Annotated in this window: 15 protein-coding genes and 1 tRNA gene; 2 read left to right on the top strand and 14 right to left on the bottom strand. The window is 59.8% G+C overall.

Annotated elements, in window-relative coordinates:
- Positions 1 to 20: 20 nt before the first annotated feature.
- The 7 genes from pth to HB633_RS22525 form a co-directional block, all read right to left on the bottom strand.
- On the bottom strand, positions 21 to 623 hold the full coding sequence (gene pth / locus HB633_RS22555) for an aminoacyl-tRNA hydrolase (RefSeq protein ID WP_213780359.1): 603 nt from the start codon (positions 621 to 623) through the stop codon (positions 21 to 23).
- Between the two features lie 152 nt (positions 624 to 775).
- A complete protein-coding gene (locus HB633_RS22550; protein ID WP_213780358.1) occupies positions 776 to 1,402 on the bottom strand; it encodes a 50S ribosomal protein L25/general stress protein Ctc in 627 nt (208 codons plus the stop codon).
- Positions 1,403 to 1,564: 162 nt separating this feature from the next.
- Entirely contained in the window at positions 1,565 to 2,518 is a 954-nt protein-coding gene (locus HB633_RS22545) for a ribose-phosphate pyrophosphokinase (protein ID WP_056357954.1), read from the bottom strand.
- A 49-nt stretch (positions 2,519 to 2,567) separates the two neighbouring features.
- Positions 2,568 to 2,644: transfer RNA gene (locus HB633_RS22540), tRNA-Gln, on the bottom strand.
- Between the two features lie 55 nt (positions 2,645 to 2,699).
- Positions 2,700 to 3,608, bottom strand: a complete 909-nt coding sequence (ispE, locus tag HB633_RS22535) for a 4-(cytidine 5'-diphospho)-2-C-methyl-D-erythritol kinase (RefSeq protein WP_213780357.1) — start codon at positions 3,606 to 3,608, stop codon at positions 2,700 to 2,702.
- Positions 3,609 to 3,628: 20 nt separating this feature from the next.
- Positions 3,629 to 4,249, bottom strand: a complete 621-nt coding sequence (lolB, locus tag HB633_RS22530) for a lipoprotein insertase outer membrane protein LolB (protein ID WP_213780356.1) — start codon at positions 4,247 to 4,249, stop codon at positions 3,629 to 3,631.
- 11 nt (positions 4,250 to 4,260) lie between these two features.
- Positions 4,261 to 6,132 (bottom strand): tetratricopeptide repeat protein, encoded by a 1,872-nt coding sequence (locus HB633_RS22525; RefSeq protein ID WP_213780355.1) that lies wholly within the window; start codon positions 6,130 to 6,132, stop codon positions 4,261 to 4,263.
- An 85-nt stretch (positions 6,133 to 6,217) separates the two neighbouring features.
- On the opposite strand from HB633_RS22525, the gene mutM reads away from it, so the two are divergent.
- A complete protein-coding gene (gene mutM, locus HB633_RS22520) occupies positions 6,218 to 7,048 on the top strand; it encodes a bifunctional DNA-formamidopyrimidine glycosylase/DNA-(apurinic or apyrimidinic site) lyase (protein ID WP_213780354.1) in 831 nt (276 codons plus the stop codon).
- Positions 7,049 to 7,053: 5 nt separating this feature from the next.
- Positions 7,054 to 8,115 carry an A/G-specific adenine glycosylase gene (gene mutY, locus HB633_RS22515; RefSeq protein ID WP_213780353.1) on the top strand — a complete coding sequence of 354 codons (1,062 nt, stop codon included), beginning with the start codon at positions 7,054 to 7,056 and terminating at the stop codon, positions 8,113 to 8,115.
- A gap of 6 nt (positions 8,116 to 8,121) precedes the next feature.
- Here the strand turns inward: mutY and HB633_RS22510 are convergent, their stop codons facing one another.
- The 7 genes from HB633_RS22510 to lptB all read right to left on the bottom strand — a co-directional run bounded on the left by HB633_RS22510 (position 8,122) and on the right by lptB (position 14,759).
- Complete coding sequence (locus HB633_RS22510) at positions 8,122 to 8,754, bottom strand: LON peptidase substrate-binding domain-containing protein (protein WP_213780352.1); 633 nt, start codon at positions 8,752 to 8,754, stop codon at positions 8,122 to 8,124.
- 35 nt (positions 8,755 to 8,789) lie between these two features.
- Positions 8,790 to 9,686 carry an RNase adapter RapZ gene (rapZ, locus tag HB633_RS22505; RefSeq protein ID WP_056357933.1) on the bottom strand — a complete coding sequence of 299 codons (897 nt, stop codon included), beginning with the start codon at positions 9,684 to 9,686 and terminating at the stop codon, positions 8,790 to 8,792.
- A 67-nt stretch (positions 9,687 to 9,753) separates the two neighbouring features.
- On the bottom strand, positions 9,754 to 10,722 hold the full coding sequence (hprK, locus tag HB633_RS22500; RefSeq protein WP_031357600.1) for an HPr(Ser) kinase/phosphatase: 969 nt from the start codon (positions 10,720 to 10,722) through the stop codon (positions 9,754 to 9,756).
- 163 nt (positions 10,723 to 10,885) lie between these two features.
- Positions 10,886 to 11,341, bottom strand: coding sequence for a PTS IIA-like nitrogen regulatory protein PtsN (ptsN, locus tag HB633_RS22495; RefSeq protein WP_056357931.1), 456 nt, complete (start codon positions 11,339 to 11,341; stop codon positions 10,886 to 10,888).
- A 435-nt stretch (positions 11,342 to 11,776) separates the two neighbouring features.
- Positions 11,777 to 12,130, bottom strand: coding sequence for a ribosome-associated translation inhibitor RaiA (gene raiA / locus HB633_RS22490; protein ID WP_213780351.1), 354 nt, complete (start codon positions 12,128 to 12,130; stop codon positions 11,777 to 11,779).
- Positions 12,131 to 12,302: 172 nt separating this feature from the next.
- Complete coding sequence (locus HB633_RS22485) at positions 12,303 to 13,817, bottom strand: RNA polymerase factor sigma-54 (RefSeq protein ID WP_213780350.1); 1,515 nt, start codon at positions 13,815 to 13,817, stop codon at positions 12,303 to 12,305.
- Positions 13,818 to 13,991: 174 nt separating this feature from the next.
- Positions 13,992 to 14,759 carry an LPS export ABC transporter ATP-binding protein gene (lptB, locus tag HB633_RS22480; RefSeq protein ID WP_200945735.1) on the bottom strand — a complete coding sequence of 256 codons (768 nt, stop codon included), beginning with the start codon at positions 14,757 to 14,759 and terminating at the stop codon, positions 13,992 to 13,994.
- Positions 14,760 to 14,768 lie beyond the last annotated feature (9 nt).

The raw sequence follows: 14,768 nt of genomic DNA, 5'->3' as shown, positions 1-14,768 counted from the left end.
CTCCTTATCAGGCATTCAGTTCAGCTATTGCGATGCAGATTCATCATCGCGCGTTCCATTTCGTCGTTGATCGCGACCGGCATGACGGCGAGCGCGCGTTCAATCGATGCATCGATCACGTCCTGCTCTTCGCGGCGCGGCGGTTTCAGCACGAAATTGGCGACATCGGGCTTCGCGCCGGCGCGCGCGGCTTCAGGAATCAGATCACGCGGATGCCCAATGCCAATCCGCAACCGCCAATATTGCTGCGACGAAAGATGCGCGGAGATGTCCTTCAAACCGTTATGGCCGCCGCTGCCGCCGCCGAGCTTCAGCTTGACGGTGCCGGGCGGCAAGTCGAGTTCGTCGTGCGCGACAAGAATCTCGTCCGGCAGGATCTTGAAGAACTGCGCGACGGCCACGACCGATTGTCCCGACCGGTTCATGAAGGTCTGCGGCTCGAGCAGATGGATTTCGTGGCCGTTGAGCCGGCCGCGCCCATAGTGGCCGTGGAATCGGCGTTCATCGCGCAGGGACGCCCCTGAGTCGCGCGCCAGTTGATCGACGAACCAGAAGCCGGCGTTATGACGCGTCGCGGTGTATTCGGCGCCCGGATTGCCGAGCCCGACGATCAGTTTGATCATGTTCAATCGTGGCGGCATAAAAGCACGCGAGCATGCTCAGCAAACTTCAACCGCACCAGAAAAAGGCTAAAAAAAACCCGCCGGAGCAGAGCAACGGCGGGTCACTTTGTCCACTCCTGAGAGTGGACTCAAGCGTACAGGCTTCAGCAGACTTATGCAGCCGGCTTGTCGCCTTCGGCAGCGGCATCGCCCGAAGCAGCTTCGTCGGACACAACGGCAGCCGGAATGGTCGCCGAAGCGATAACCGGGTTTTCTGCTTCCAGGTGAGCGATCAGCGCCACGCCCTTCGGCAAAACGATGTCCTTCACGTGCAACGCCTGACCCGCTTCGATCTTGGCGAGGTCGAGTTCGACGAATTCCGGCAGGTCAGCCGGCAGACATTCGATTTCGATTTCGTTGATCACGTGCGAGATGACCGCGCCAGCCGTCTTCACGGCCGGGTTCGTTTCCTGGTTCAGGAAGTGAACCGGGACCTTCGTGTGCAGCTTCTTCGATGCATCGACACGTTGGAAATCAACGTGCAGGACCATTTGCTTGAACGGATGGTATTGCACATCGCGCAGCAGGACTTGTTGCGTCTTGCCAGCCACTTCCAGTTCGAGAATCGACGAATGGAAAACTTCTTTCTTCAGCGCGTGCCAAAGGGCGTTGTGATCGAGTTCAACAGCCAGAGCTTCAGCGTTTGCGCCATATACGATACCCGGCGTCTTGCCCGAGTTACGCAGGCGGCGGCTCGCACCCGTACCTTGCAGATTGCGCTCAAAAGCGACTACTTTCATGATTCAACTCCATAATCTGCCCGCGACCAGGCAGTGAAAACGGGGCTGTCCGCGAAAGCGTTCAGCCCCAGAGCAGCGATCCAGGCCTTCGTTCGCCTGAACCGATTACGCGGCGTTGCGAAGTTTTATCCTCGCTCCACCGCAAATACTTTCAACCGCTTTTTAACCCTCGGCGAACAGCGACATCACCGAGTCGCCACGCCGGATGCGCGAGAACGTCTCGGCCAGCAACCCCGCGCTCGACAACACACGCACCTTGGTGCATGCGCGCGCTTCGTCGGAAAGAGGGATGGTGTCCGTCACAACCAGTTCATCCAGTTCCGATGCCGCGATCCGCTCGCCTGCGCCGCCCGACAATACCGGGTGCGTGGCATACGCAAACACTTTGGTTGCGCCGCGTTGCTTTAAAACTTGTGCTGCCTTGCAGAGCGTGCCGGCGGTGTCGACCATGTCGTCCATGATCACGCACGTGCGGCCTTCCACTTCACCGATGATGTTCATCACTTCAGCGACGTTCGCCTTCGGGCGACGCTTGTCGATGATCGCGAGATCGGTGTTGAGTTGCTTGGCCAGTGCCCGGGCGCGAATCACGCCACCTACGTCAGGGGACACAACCAGCAGGTTTTCGTGATTTTGCTTGCGCAGATCGCCGAGCAGAACCGGCGTTGCGTAGATGTTGTCGACCGGGATGTCGAAGAAACCTTGAATCTGGTCGGCGTGGAGGTCCATGGTAATGACACGATCCACACCGGCGATTTCCAGCATATTCGCCACGACTTTCGCCGAAATGGCGACGCGAGCCGAACGTGGACGGCGATCCTGGCGGGCATAACCAAAGTACGGGATGGCTGCGGTGATCCGGCCAGCGGATGCGCGCTTGAGCGCATCGACCATGATCATGAGTTCCATCAGCGTGTCGTTGGTCGGCGCGCAGGTGGATTGCAGCACGAACACGTCTTTGCCGCGGACGTTTTCCTGGATCTCGACCATGATTTCGCCGTCGGAAAACCGGCTGACCATTGCCTTGCCAAGAGGGATTCCAAGGATTTTGACGACTTCCTGTGCAAGCGCGGGATTCGCGTTGCCAGTGAATACCATCAGGCCGTCACTGCTCATCGTGCACCTGTTTCTTGGCTGGGGCGAGAGGAAAAACGCGGGAAATTAATGGCAGGGGAAGAAGGATTCGAACCTTCGCATGCTGGAATCAAAATCCAGTGCCTTAACCAACTTGGCGACTCCCCTACACTAACTTTGAGTCTCACCGGGCAGTGTAGGACAAACCCGGCAAAACGAAACTTTACGACGCGAAAGCGAAGAGAGGATGCGAATCCAGGCTTTCGGTCACTTTGCTTTTCCAGCTTGCCGGGAGTTTGGCTTGCGCCATCTCAGCTTCGGCTTTACTACGAAAAGCGGCAAACACGCTCGCTCCAGATCCGGTCATTCGCGCAGGTGAAAGATTCGAAAACCACTCCAGCACCTGAGCTACTTCCGCGTACTTCTCTGTCACAACTGCCTGCATATCATTTCGGCCGAAGCTGTCAGGCCAATCTGTGTCAGAGCTATGTTGTGCAAGGAAGTCCGTTATTGTGAGGACTTTTGAGTTCCTTGTCAACGCTTTCTCTGAAAAAATCGCGGCAGTTGGAACATGTACCGCAGGACTCACCACCAGAAAGAAACGTTTCGGCAAATCGACAAGCTGCAGCGTTTCGCCCACGCCTTCAGCAAAAGCATTCTGCCCGAAGACGAAAAACGGCACATCGGCGCCAAGTTTCAACGCCAGTTCCTGCAACGCTTGTCTGGACAAAGCCAGGCCCCACAAGCGATTCAGGGCAAGCAGCACAGTAGCGGCATCAGAACTGCCGCCGCCGAGACCGGCGCCCATGGGCAGTATTTTATCAATTTCTATGTCTACGCCAAGGGGGGTGCCTGTTGTGGACTGCAGCAGACGTGCCGCGCGCACAACAAGGTCATCTGCTTCAGGCACGCCCGGGACGTCGGTGATGCGGGCGATCACGCCGTCGTCGCGACGGGTGAAGTGCAGCATGTCGCCCCAGTCGAGCAACTGGAATACCGTCTGGAGCGCGTGATAGCCGTCCGGACGACGTCCCGTGATGTGCAGGAAGAGGTTGAGCTTGGCCGGCGCAAGGCAATTGCGTAGCGATGCGCCCGGCAGCGGGCCTGATGAGCCCGGTTGAGTGGAAGCCATGCTTGTGGATGCGAAAAACGTTACTGGTCGAGGACGAGCTTGATGTCGAGCGGCGGTTCTTCGCGCGACAGGTTCAGGCGTTTCACGCCGGTGGCGGGTGCATCGGCGTAGGCCAGATAGTCGATGGTCCAGCCGTCCTGCTTGATTTGCTTCAGGCGGTCATTTTGCGACGATGAATCCATGGTCGTGCGTGCCCGGGACGTCGGCGCTGGCGACGGCTGCAGCCAGTAGCGCAAGCCTTCCACGGGCAACGCGAAACCCACTGCGTTGCGCATGAGTTCGGAGACGTTATCGGCTGTTTGCGGCTGGCGGTTCGGCAATTCCAGCGTGGCCGACGACGGCGACGACGTCACGATAGCCATGGTCTGTCCCAGCGGGTTGCGCAACTGCAGCGTGACGGTATCGCCCGTTTCCTGCCAGTCGAAGTTGCCGTACGCGTTTCGTTGCTGACCATTCTGGTCGTCATACTGGACTGCAAACCTGCCGTGATACGCGCGGCTGGTCTGCGCAGTGACAGCGGTTGCCGCATTCGATGTAGTCGGAACCCGCGGTTTGACAGCGCATCCGGAGAGGACCACGGCGCTTGCCGCCATCAACGCCAGTGCGCTGCGTCGAGCGCGCTGGCCGTTCAAGACATTCATTGCATTCAAGTTCAAAGGTCGTTCACCTGGAATCGTTTGAGCGTTTTGACGAGTGTGTCGTTGCCGGGTTCAAGCTTTTGCGCCTGACGCCACGTGCTGCGCGCCTGGTCCTGCTGTCCCGACTTCCACTGCACTTCGCCAAGATGCGCGCCGATTTCAGCATTCGGCTGCAAATCGTAGGCTTTCTTCAGGATGCTGGCCGCTTCGGCGTCATTGCCCTGCCGGTATTTTGCCCAGCCAAGGCTGTCCATGATGAACGCATCGTTTGGCGCCAGCGATACCGCTTTTTCAATCAGCTTAACCGCTTCGTCCAGCCGCTCGTTGCGATCGACAAGTGAATAACCGAGCGCGTTATACGCTTGCGGATTGTCCGGCTGCGTCTTCATCAGCTTGCGAAGCTGCGTTTCCATGACGTCGTAATGGCCGTTTTTCTCGGCGGCCATTGCGTAGTCGTACGTGAGATCCGGATCTTCGGGGAAAGCTGCCGACGCCTTCGACAAAGCCGTCTCCGCCTCCGGATAACGCTGGGCCTGGAACAGCAGCGAAGCATCAGTGCGAGCGAGCAAGGCGAGATCGCGCGGATCAGATGTCTGCAGGCTGCCGAGCAACTGGCGGGCTTCGTCGACCTTGCCGTGGTTCGCCAGGATCTGCGCGCGCGTGACCTGCGCCGGCAAGTACTGCTGGCTCGAGCGCGTGATCTTGTCGAGATACTGGTTAGCGGCGACGTCGTCCTTTTGCTCGAGCGAAAGCTGCGCGAGATAGATGTACGCCTGACCCGGGTCAGCGCCCGGCGTGGCTTCCGCCGCCTTGGCATACTGAGTAAGGTAGTCCTTCGCCTTGTCCGGCTGCTTCTTCTGGATGTTGATCAACGCGAGCGCCATCAACGGCGTCAGATCCTTCGCGTCGTTCTTGCGCATGGCTTCGAACTGCTTCTGGGCGTCATCGAGCCGATCCGCCGATAAATACAGTTGCGCAAGCGCAAGCCGCGCGTCATGAGATTTCGGATTCTTGTCGACGTACTTTTCGAACGAAGCGATACCTTCGCTGCGCTCGGCCGGACCCATGCGCGCGAGCGTCAACGCTGCGGGCAAATAGTCGGGCTTGAGTTGCAGCGCCTTTTCAAGCGATGCCTTCGCGCCCGGCTGATCGTCGGCGGCAATCTGCTGGCGGGCGAGCGCCAGTTGCGTTTCGGGCCGGTCCATGTCGTTCTTGACCAGGTCCTTCAACACATTCAGCCCGCCCACGCGGTTCGGACCGCGCGAGATCAAAACCTGCAGCGAGATGATTGCGTCGCCACGCTGTTCGGCCGGGATCTTCGCGAGTTCGCCGGCGAGGATCGGCTCCGCGTCGTCGGGCTTGCCGGACAAGATCAGCAACGACGCGCTCAATTGCGCCGCGCGTTCCGAATTCGGCGAAAACTGCTGCCAAAGCTGAACGGCCGTCAGCGCGTCGTTGGGACTTTGTGCTGCAATCGCAATCTCGGTCGCGCGTTGGGCGAAACGTGGATCATGCGTGTCACGGGCAAGCGCGAGATACGTCTGGTATGCGGGCGCAGCCTGATTACGCTGCAACGCGACTTCGGCCGCGAGCACCTGGAACACGATCTGGCTGGACACCGCAATATTGGGCAGGTCCTGTGTTTCCTTGCCCGTGGGCGGCGCGGTGATCAGATCGGCTGCGTTGATTGACGCCTGATCGTCATCCGGAGAAGGAAGTTGCGCCGGGCTCTGGGCGTAGGCGGAGGAGCCAAGTGCGAACGCCGCCACGGCTAGCGCCACAGCTGCCGCGAGCTTGCTCGGCGAGACCGGCTTACCGCGTGCCGCAATCGTTTCAGCGGTCGCTGCACGCTGCTTCGAAAACAACTTAACGAAGGACAAGTTCATGGAAATCCGATCAATGTTTCAGTCGATTGTAACGCGCTCGCTACAATACGCGCACGTCCCACAGCAAGTTGCAGACCAGTAAAACATGCCAGAGTTGCCGGAAGTCGAAGTAACCCGACGCGGTATTGAACCGTTCGTTGCCGGCCGCCGTGTCGAGCGTGTCGATATCCGCACGCCCGCGCTTCGATGGCCGATTCCCGCGCACCTTGCAAAGACAATGAAGGCGCTGAAAATCGACAAGGTCGAGCGACGCGGCAAGTATTTGCTCTTCGAAACCTCTGACGGTTGGCTGATCGTGCATCTCGGCATGACGGGAACGCTGCGGGTATTGCGTAATGTCCCGCGCCCTCCCGATGCCGCGAAGCATGATCATATCGATTTGATCTTCGACGACTTCATTTTGCGCTTCCGCGATCCGCGGCGTTTTGGCGCCGTACTGTGGCATTCGCGCGAAGACGGCAATGTTCTCGACCATCCGCTGCTCGCCGGTCTGGGCGTCGAGCCCTTCACCGCCGAGTTTTCCGGCACGCTCATGTACCGGCTGACGCGCGGGCGCAAGGTGTCCGTGAAACAGGCGCTGCTCGCGGGCACGATGGTCGTGGGCGTCGGCAATATCTATGCATCGGAAAGCTTGTTCCGTGCGGGAATCCGGCCGACGGTCGCGGCAGGGCGCATTTCGCTCGTGCGCTACGATCTCTTGGCCGAAGCCGTACGCACAACGCTTGCGGCAGCTATCGAAAAGGGTGGCAGCACCCTGCGGGATTTCGTTGGCAGCAACGGCGAGTCGGGTTATTTCCAGCTCGATTATTTCGTCTATGATCGCGCCGGCCTGCCATGCCACGTTTGCGGAACGGCCATCAAACACATCGTGCAAGGCCAGCGATCCACGTACTTTTGCCCGCGCTGCCAGCGCTAGCCGACATGCTCCAGCTCACCGATTTCTCAACGCGCCTGATCGCGTGGCAACGCGTTCACGGCCGTCACGACTTGCCGTGGCAAAACACGCGCGATGCTTACCGGATCTGGTTGTCGGAGATCATGCTGCAGCAGACGCAGGTGTCCACGGTGATTCCGTATTACGCGCGGTTTCTTGACCGTTTCCCCGATGTCAACGCGCTTGCCGCCGCGCCCATCGACGACGTCATGGCGCTTTGGGCCGGCCTCGGCTACTACTCGCGCGCGCGGAATCTGCATCGATGCGCCGACGTCGTCGCGACGGAACATGGCGGCGAGTTTCCTCGCAGCGTCGATGAACTCGCGGAATTGCCAGGGATTGGCCGCTCGACGGCGGCGGCGATTGCATCGTTCGCGTATGGCGCGCGCGCGACGATTCTCGATGGCAACGTCAAGCGCGTTCTGGCGCGCGTGTTCGGCGTGGAAGGTTTCCCGGGCGAGAAGAAAGTCGAAAACGCGATGTGGACGCTCGCCGAATCCTTGTTGCCCGACGCTGCCCATAAGGACGACGTCACGGCCTACACGCAGGGGTTGATGGATTTGGGCGCGACGCTTTGCGTGCGCGGCAAGCCGGACTGCCCGCGCTGCCCGTTCGCGCCGGATTGCGTGGCGAACGTGACGCATCGGCAAAAGGAATTGCCAACGGCGCGGCCGAAAAAAACGGTGCCGACACGCAAGACGTGGATGCTGGTGTTGCAGGACGGCGATACGGTTTTACTGGAAAAACGCCCGCCAACGGGCATCTGGGGCGGTTTATGGAGCCTCCCCGAAGCCGCCGATGAAGACGCTTTAGCCGCCGTCGCGCATAGCCTCGGCGGCGGCACGGACAAGCTTCAGCGCCTGAGCCCGTTCACGCACACGTTCACGCATTTCAAGCTGGATATCGAACCGCGTCTTGGGCGCGCGGACGCAGCGCCCGAACTCGCCGATAACCACACGGTCTGGGCGCCGTTATCGAAGATCGACGCTTACGGCGTTCCGGCGCCGGTGCGCAAGCTGCTCGACGCGCTGCAAGGTTCGCTGATCTGAGTTGAGTTACAGAAGCTGATGCTGCTGCATATAGTGATGCACGACATCGATGCGCGCCGCAGCATCTTCCAGCTCCATCAGCTTTTGCCGGGCGCGCATGGGGATCGGCAGGATCTCCGACAAACGGTTCGATACCCACGTCGGATCGTCGAGCAGGAAAGGCTCAATGAAGGGCAGGTCCTTCGGTTCCCGCGCCTTGATTGCATCGATGATCCGCTCCAGCACCTCCGCGCACGCGCCGAACTTGACCACTGCTTCGGCATTTTCCAGCGGTGCGTCGTCCCCGATCGTCTCCGCCACGCCGACCAGCAAATTGCTCGGTTCGACGCGATGCGAAAGCAGCCGGAACCGCGTCGTCCCGCGCGCCTGGATCAGCAGCATGCCGAACGTGTCCACGTCGCACTGCGTGATCTCGGCGAGGCATCCAATGGTCTCCGGCACCGACGGATCGCCTGGCGATGCAATCTCGTTGCCGCTTTTCAGCAGACACACGCCAAACGGCGTGCCTTCGCGCAGGCACGCGCGCGCCATGTCGAGATAGCGCGCCTCGAAGATTTTCAGGGGAAGATGGCCACCGGGAAACAGCACGGTGTGCAGGGGAAACAGCGGCAGGTCGGCGAGAAGGGGATTGGTGGACATCGCGCGCTTCTTCTAAAAAGACCGCCCGAAGGCGATCAGGTTTGCAAGGGCGCGACGTGTCCATCGATGGCGATGGGTGCGTCGCGATGCCGCACGATCACATTGGCGCTTTCGCCGAAACGCGCGGCGAGCGTCTGGGCGATAAACACCGAGCGGTGCTGTCCGCCCGTGCAGCCGATCGCGACCGTGAGGTAACTGCGGTTGTCTTCGCGAAACTGCGGCAACCATTTCGCAATGAACGTGCCGACGTCGTCGATCATCTGATGAACCATCGGCTGAGCCGACAGGAAATCGATCACCGGCTGATCCAGGCCCGTCAGCGGCCGCAACTCGCGGTCGTAATACGGATTCGGGAGTGTGCGGACATCGAAGACAAAATCGGCGTCGAGCGGCACGCCGCGCTTGAATCCGAACGATTCGAACATCAGCGTCAAGCCGGCCGTTTCCTGCTCCACAAAACTTTTCACCCACGCGCGCAAAACGTTCGCGCGCAGATTGCTCGTGTCGATCTGGTGGCCGAATTCCGCAAGCCCCGAGACCAGTTCGCGTTCCCGTTCGATGGCTTCGCCAAGCGACGTGTGCAGGCCGACATCGGCGTCGTGCGTGGGTGAACCGGACAAAGGATGGCGGCGGCGCGTCTCGGAAAACCGCTGGATCAGCGACTGGGTGCTGGCGTTGAGGAACAGCACGCGGACATCGAAGGATTGCGTGAGGCCGTTGATGATGGCCGGGACTTCGTCGAGCGAACGGCTGGAACGTGCATCGATGGCGACCGCGAGGCGCGCCTGACCTTTCGATTCGAGATAAGTCGCGAGTTCGGGCAAGAAGCGCGGCGGCAGGTTGTCGACGCAATAGTAGCCGGCGTCTTCGAGCGCGTTCAGGGCGACGGATTTGCCGGAGCCGGAAATGCCGGTAATCAGGATGATGCGCATGAATAAGGACTCGTCAGATTGGGCAAAAAGTTCGGGTCCAGACGTCGCCGGCTTGTAAGTCAACCGATCAGATCAGCTTGCCGGGGAACTGGCTCTCCGGATCCTGCATGGCGAGCCGTTGACGATCCATGAAGTCCCGCAAGGTATCGATACCGCGCAGTTGCAGGATCGTATTGCGCACGGCCGCCTCGACCAGCACGGCGAGGTTTCGGCCGGCGGCCACCTGGATGGTGACCTTGCTGATCGGCAAGCCGAGCACATCGACCGCCTGGCTTTCCAGTGGCAGCCGCTGAAATTCGCCGTCCGGCCGACGCACGAGCTGAACGATCAGCTTGAGCTTCATTTTCCGCCGAACCGCGGTTTCACCAAAGATGGTTTTGATGTCCAGCAGGCCGAGACCACGCACTTCGAGCAAATTCTGCAGCAGCGGCGGGCATCGTCCTTCGACAAAGTCCGGACCAAGGCGCACGAAGTCTACTGCGTCGTCCGCGACAAGACCGTGACCGCGGCTGATCAGCTCCAGCCCGAGTTCGCTTTTGCCGAGGCCCGAGTCGCCCGTCAGCAGCACGCCCATGCCGAGAATATCGAGAAACACGCCGTGGAGCGTCGCGCGCGGCGCAAGGATGCGGGACATATAAAGCCGCAAGCTGTCGATCACGGCCGCCGCGGACATGCGCGTGGTGAAAAGCGGTGTGGACGAACGCGTGCAACGCAAAACCAGTTCGGGCGGCGCGCCGACTTCGCCCGCGACCACCAGGAAAGGCGGTTCGAGCGCGATCAGTTCGGCCATGTTACGCGAGCGGTCTTCGTCTGACTGACGCTGGTAGTAGGTGATTTCGGCGTCGCCGAGCACCTGGATGCGGTTGGGGTGAATCAGGTTCAAGTGGCCGACCAGATCGGCACTCGATGTTGCATTGGCGACCGTCTCAGTTGAAAAGCCGCGTTCCCAGCCTTCGTGACCCGTCAGCCAACTGAGTTTCAGCGCGGCCGCGTTGTCGTCGAAAATACTCTGGGCATTGATGCTGGACGTATCCATGAGGCCGGAACTCCGTGAGGGGCCGCGAGCGCTGGGCGACTGAAGGGGCCGGGGTTGGCCCGATCAATGCTCCGCTCAATAGGACTGATTGTGCGCTAGAAGGGCCGCCGGCGCGAGAGGATTGCTCGCGCCATATGCGTGGATTCGAGCAGATTTGGCGGACTTAAGGCTGCCATTGCGTGAGAAGCTGATGCAGCGCCTCACGATTTTCTTCGGTGTTCAGACGTTCACGCGTGTCGCGGTCGGACAATAACTGGGCAATCTCCGACAGGATTTCAAGGTGCTGCTGCGTGGCTTGCTCCGGAACGAGCAGAAAGATCAACAGCGATACGGGCTGGCCGTCCGGCGACTCGAAAGCGATCGGCTCAGCCAGACGCACGAACGCGGCGAGCGGATGCTTCAGGCCCTTGATGCGTCCGTGGGGAATGGCGACACCTTCGCCCAGACCGGTCGAGCCGAGACGCTCGCGCGCAAAGAGATTGTCGGTGACGGTGCTGCGGCCAATGCCGTTCTGATTCTCGAAGATCAGGCCCGCTTGCTCGAATACACGTTTCTTGCTGGTGACGGACAGTCCGAGTACGACATTTTCGAGGGGAAGAAATTTGGCTAAACGATTCATGTTGGCAGGCAGATGCGTGGCCTGAATTCTCCTCACGGTGGCGACTTCAGAAGCTCGAACAAGCACTGAGCGCTCACGGCGATTTTGGTTAGGAATGTGCGGAAGATCGAAGTCCGACTTCTCTCCGCTAGGTTTCATTCCGAATTAACAACCCCGGTATTACCCGGACCATTATAGAACAGCGTCTTCGGCGATGGTGCGGCGCGCAATACGGCGCCAACGTTTGGTGCCACGAATGCAACAGTTGACATTTGCCTTCGCGCCCACCAGGACGAGCCAACTGCCGGAGACAAAAAAGCCGCCTGCTGTCAGGCGGCTGCTACCGGTAAGGTGGTCCGGCGCTGGTTTGTCCGGACCCCGGCGCATCAGAAAAAACTGTCCAACTGATGCGCCGTCCAAGCATTCGATGCAGACCTCTAAAAGCGTGCCCGGCAGTTACGGCGCCGGTGCTTCGCTTTCTAGCGGCTCGTACTTCATTGTTGCATGTGCGTGACCCTGGATCTTGTCCTTGTGGCGAATGACCTGCCTATCCAGCTTGTCGACCATCAGGTCGATCGCCGCGTACATATCAACGTCACAACTTTCGATGAAGATGTCCTTGCCCTTCAGGTGAAGGTTGATTTCAACCTTCTGCCGCTTGTCCTTTTCCCTATGATTGTCGACCGAGAGGACCACACTGCCGTCGATCACCTGATCGAAGTGCCGAAGCACTCTATCCAGTTTGGTGATCACATATTCTCGCAACGCAGGCGTCAATTCGAGATGGTGTCCACTGATCTGCAGATTCATAGTTGCTCTCCAAGCTAATGGCCGCCTGGTCGCTTTTGCGCTGCTGAAAACCGGTCGCTGCGCCCGTGGTTGGCCATTTGCTCGACGGCTGAACGGATCGGGGAACGCATCGGCCGGCTCGTTCGCGTGTTCGCGACGCGGCCGGTAAAGGCCCGCCGCAACATGCAGCGGGCTACAGAGACTTTCGCAGATTCACTGCCGGAATTTTCAGGGCTTCGCGATATTTGGCCACCGTGCGGCGCGCCACCACAAATCCTTGTTCCGCCAGCAATTCGGCGATGCGGCTGTCTGAAAGAGGAGATTTTGAGTCTTCGGCTCCTATCAGTTGCTTGATGAGTGCCCGGATCGCCGTTGACGATGCCGCGCCACCCGTGTCGGTAGAAACGTGCGATCCGAAGAAGTACTTAAATTCAAGCGTCCCGAACGGGGTCAGCATGTACTTGCCGGTTGTCACACGTGAGACGGTGGATTCGTGTAAACCCAGCGTATCAGCAATCTCCCTCAAAACCAAGGGCCGCATTGCAATTTCACCGTGCGCGAAAAAGTTCTTCTGACGCTCCACAATTGCCTGCGCCACACGAAGAATCGTCTCGAATCTTTGTTGAATATTTTTAATTAACCAGCGTGCTTCCTGCAGTTGCTGGCGCAACGAACCGCTGCCCGGATCGCCGCGATTGTTGCGCAAAATATTCGCGTAAAGGTGATTGATTCGAAGCCGCGGCACGATTTCCGGATTCAATTCTGCCGTCCATCCGCTAGACATCTTGCGCACGAGAATGTCCGGGACCACGTAATCGGCTTCACTTTTTCCGAACGCCGCGCCCGGAAACGGTTCGAGCGAGCGGATCAGCAAATGGGCGTCTCGCAGCGCGTCATCGGAGGCTTTGAGCTGCTTGCGCAGGCGCGTGAAATCGCGCGCGGCGAGCAACTCCAGGTGATGCATGACGATATCGAGCGCCAGCGTCCTGATGGGCGATGAATCCAGCCGCAGAAGCTGCAGCTTGAGACATTCCGATGCAGAACGTCCGCCCACGCCCGGTGGATCGAAACTTTGCAACAGCGCGAGCGCGGCACTCAATTCGTCGAGATCCACGTCGAGTTCGTCGGGCAGATCGGCTTTCACTTCGTCGAGCGAGGAAGTGAGATAACCGTCTTCATCCAGGGATTCGATCAGGAACGTGATCAACGCACGATCACGCTGATTCGCCTTCGTCATGCGCAACTGCGACATCAGGTGATCGCGCAGCGTGGTCGTGGATTCGTGGATTTGCAGCGGAGGCAGGTCGTCGTCGTCGGAACCGCTGTTCGAGCGGCCGTAATCCTCCAGATTCCACGAACTGGAATCCGGGCCGTTGTCCGACGAACTCATGCCGTTGTATTCATCGACACCTTGCGGGTCGCCGTTTTCCGAGCGCTCGGTCGTGCTGCTCGACGACGTGCCATTGCTCATCATGGGGTCGGGCGCGCTCACCGATGCCCCGGTGGTGATCAGGGATCCGTCCGCCGCCACGCGCAGCGGACTGGTGGTCCAGTCGTCCTCGTTTTCGAGCAACGGATTCTGCGCCACGGCCATCGCGACTTCCTGCTGCAATTCGAGCGTCGACAACTGCAGCAGCCGGATGGACTGCTGCAGTTGTGGAGTGAGCGCAAGATGCTGCGATAGGCGTAGTTGGAGGCTGGCTTTCATGGCAAGGTTTTAATCATTGTAGAGAGTTTGCCACGGGCGCGAAACCTCGCGGGGATCGGCCAAAAACAAGCGTGCCGCCCGCGGGCGGCACGAAAGACTTGCTGGCGCTGTTTCAAAGCCGCGCATTGCCGCCCACAGGGGCTTTGCAGCACTGCGGGCATGTAGTTCACGCCGTCACATGCGGAAATGTTCGCCGAGATACACGCGCCGCACGCTCTCGTTTTCGATGATTTCGCTCGGCGCGCCGGCCGCGAGCACGCTGCCGTCACTGATGATGTACGCGTGATCGCAAATGCCGAGCGTCTCGCGCACGTTGTGGTCCGTGATCAGCACGCCGATGTTCCGCTGCTTCAGGAACTTCACGATCTTCTGGATTTCCAGAACGGCAATCGGATCGACACCCGCAAACGGTTCGTCCAGCAGGATGAAAGCCGGGTTCGTGGCAAGCGCGCGGGCAATTTCCACGCGACGCCGTTCGCCGCCGGACAGGGAAAGCGCCGGATTTTCGCGCAAATGCGCGATCTGGAGTTCGTCGAGCAGGGCTTCCGCGCGGTCCGTGATCGCCTGCTTTGAGAGCGGTTTGTCGTTCTCGCCGGTCTGCAGTTCGAGCACGGCGCGGATGTTCTGCTCGACGGTCAGCTTGCGGAAAACCGATGCTTCCTGCGGCAGATACGACAGCCCGAGGCGCGCTCGCTGGTGGATCGGCAACAGGCTGATGGACGTGCCGTCGAGTTCGATTTCGCCTGCATCGAGCGGAACGAGGCCCACGATCATGTAAAAAGAGGTGGTCTTGCCCGCACCGTTCGGCCCGAGCAGCCCGACCACTTCGCCGCTTTTCACGTCGAGCGACACGTCCTTTACGACCGTGCGCGAACCGTAGCGTTTCTTCAGATTGCGGACGGTGAGCGAGCTGCTCGTTCCTTCCGGCTTTCGATGAGGCATGGCGGGCGA

Source organism: Caballeronia sp. dw_276 (assembly GCF_018449635.1).
Taxonomy (GTDB): Bacteria; Pseudomonadota; Gammaproteobacteria; order Burkholderiales; family Burkholderiaceae; genus Caballeronia.
The sequence above is the reverse complement of the archived record's forward strand: the minus strand, read 5'-3'. Positions and strand labels throughout refer to the sequence as shown.

What these genes read in the sequence shown, in the direction of transcription:
- hprK (WP_031357600.1), bottom strand. Translation starts at nt 10,722, where the DNA reads ATGGATACGTCCAGCATCAATGCCCAGAGTATTTTCGACGACAACGCG.
- HB633_RS22525 (WP_213780355.1), bottom strand. Translation starts at nt 6,132, where the DNA reads ATGAACTTGTCCTTCGTTAAGTTGTTTTCGAAGCAGCGTGCAGCGACC.
- ispE (WP_213780357.1), bottom strand. Translation starts at nt 3,608, where the DNA reads ATGGCTTCCACTCAACCGGGCTCATCAGGCCCGCTGCCGGGCGCATCG.
- pth (WP_213780359.1), bottom strand. Translation starts at nt 623, where the DNA reads ATGATCAAACTGATCGTCGGGCTCGGCAATCCGGGCGCCGAATACACC.
- rapZ (WP_056357933.1), bottom strand. Translation starts at nt 9,686, where the DNA reads ATGCGCATCATCCTGATTACCGGCATTTCCGGCTCCGGCAAATCCGTC.
- HB633_RS22485 (WP_213780350.1), bottom strand. Translation starts at nt 13,817, where the DNA reads ATGAAAGCCAGCCTCCAACTACGCCTATCGCAGCATCTTGCGCTCACT.
- mutY (WP_213780353.1), top strand. Translation starts at nt 7,054, where the DNA reads ATGCTCCAGCTCACCGATTTCTCAACGCGCCTGATCGCGTGGCAACGC.
- ptsN (WP_056357931.1), bottom strand. Translation starts at nt 11,341, where the DNA reads ATGAATCGTTTAGCCAAATTTCTTCCCCTCGAAAATGTCGTACTCGGA.
- lolB (WP_213780356.1), bottom strand. Translation starts at nt 4,249, where the DNA reads ATGAATGTCTTGAACGGCCAGCGCGCTCGACGCAGCGCACTGGCGTTG.
- mutM (WP_213780354.1), top strand. Translation starts at nt 6,218, where the DNA reads ATGCCAGAGTTGCCGGAAGTCGAAGTAACCCGACGCGGTATTGAACCG.
- HB633_RS22550 (WP_213780358.1), bottom strand. Translation starts at nt 1,402, where the DNA reads ATGAAAGTAGTCGCTTTTGAGCGCAATCTGCAAGGTACGGGTGCGAGC.
- HB633_RS22545 (WP_056357954.1), bottom strand. Translation starts at nt 2,518, where the DNA reads ATGAGCAGTGACGGCCTGATGGTATTCACTGGCAACGCGAATCCCGCG.
- HB633_RS22510 (WP_213780352.1), bottom strand. Translation starts at nt 8,754, where the DNA reads ATGTCCACCAATCCCCTTCTCGCCGACCTGCCGCTGTTTCCCCTGCAC.
- lptB (WP_200945735.1), bottom strand. Translation starts at nt 14,759, where the DNA reads ATGCCTCATCGAAAGCCGGAAGGAACGAGCAGCTCGCTCACCGTCCGC.
- raiA (WP_213780351.1), bottom strand. Translation starts at nt 12,130, where the DNA reads ATGAATCTGCAGATCAGTGGACACCATCTCGAATTGACGCCTGCGTTG.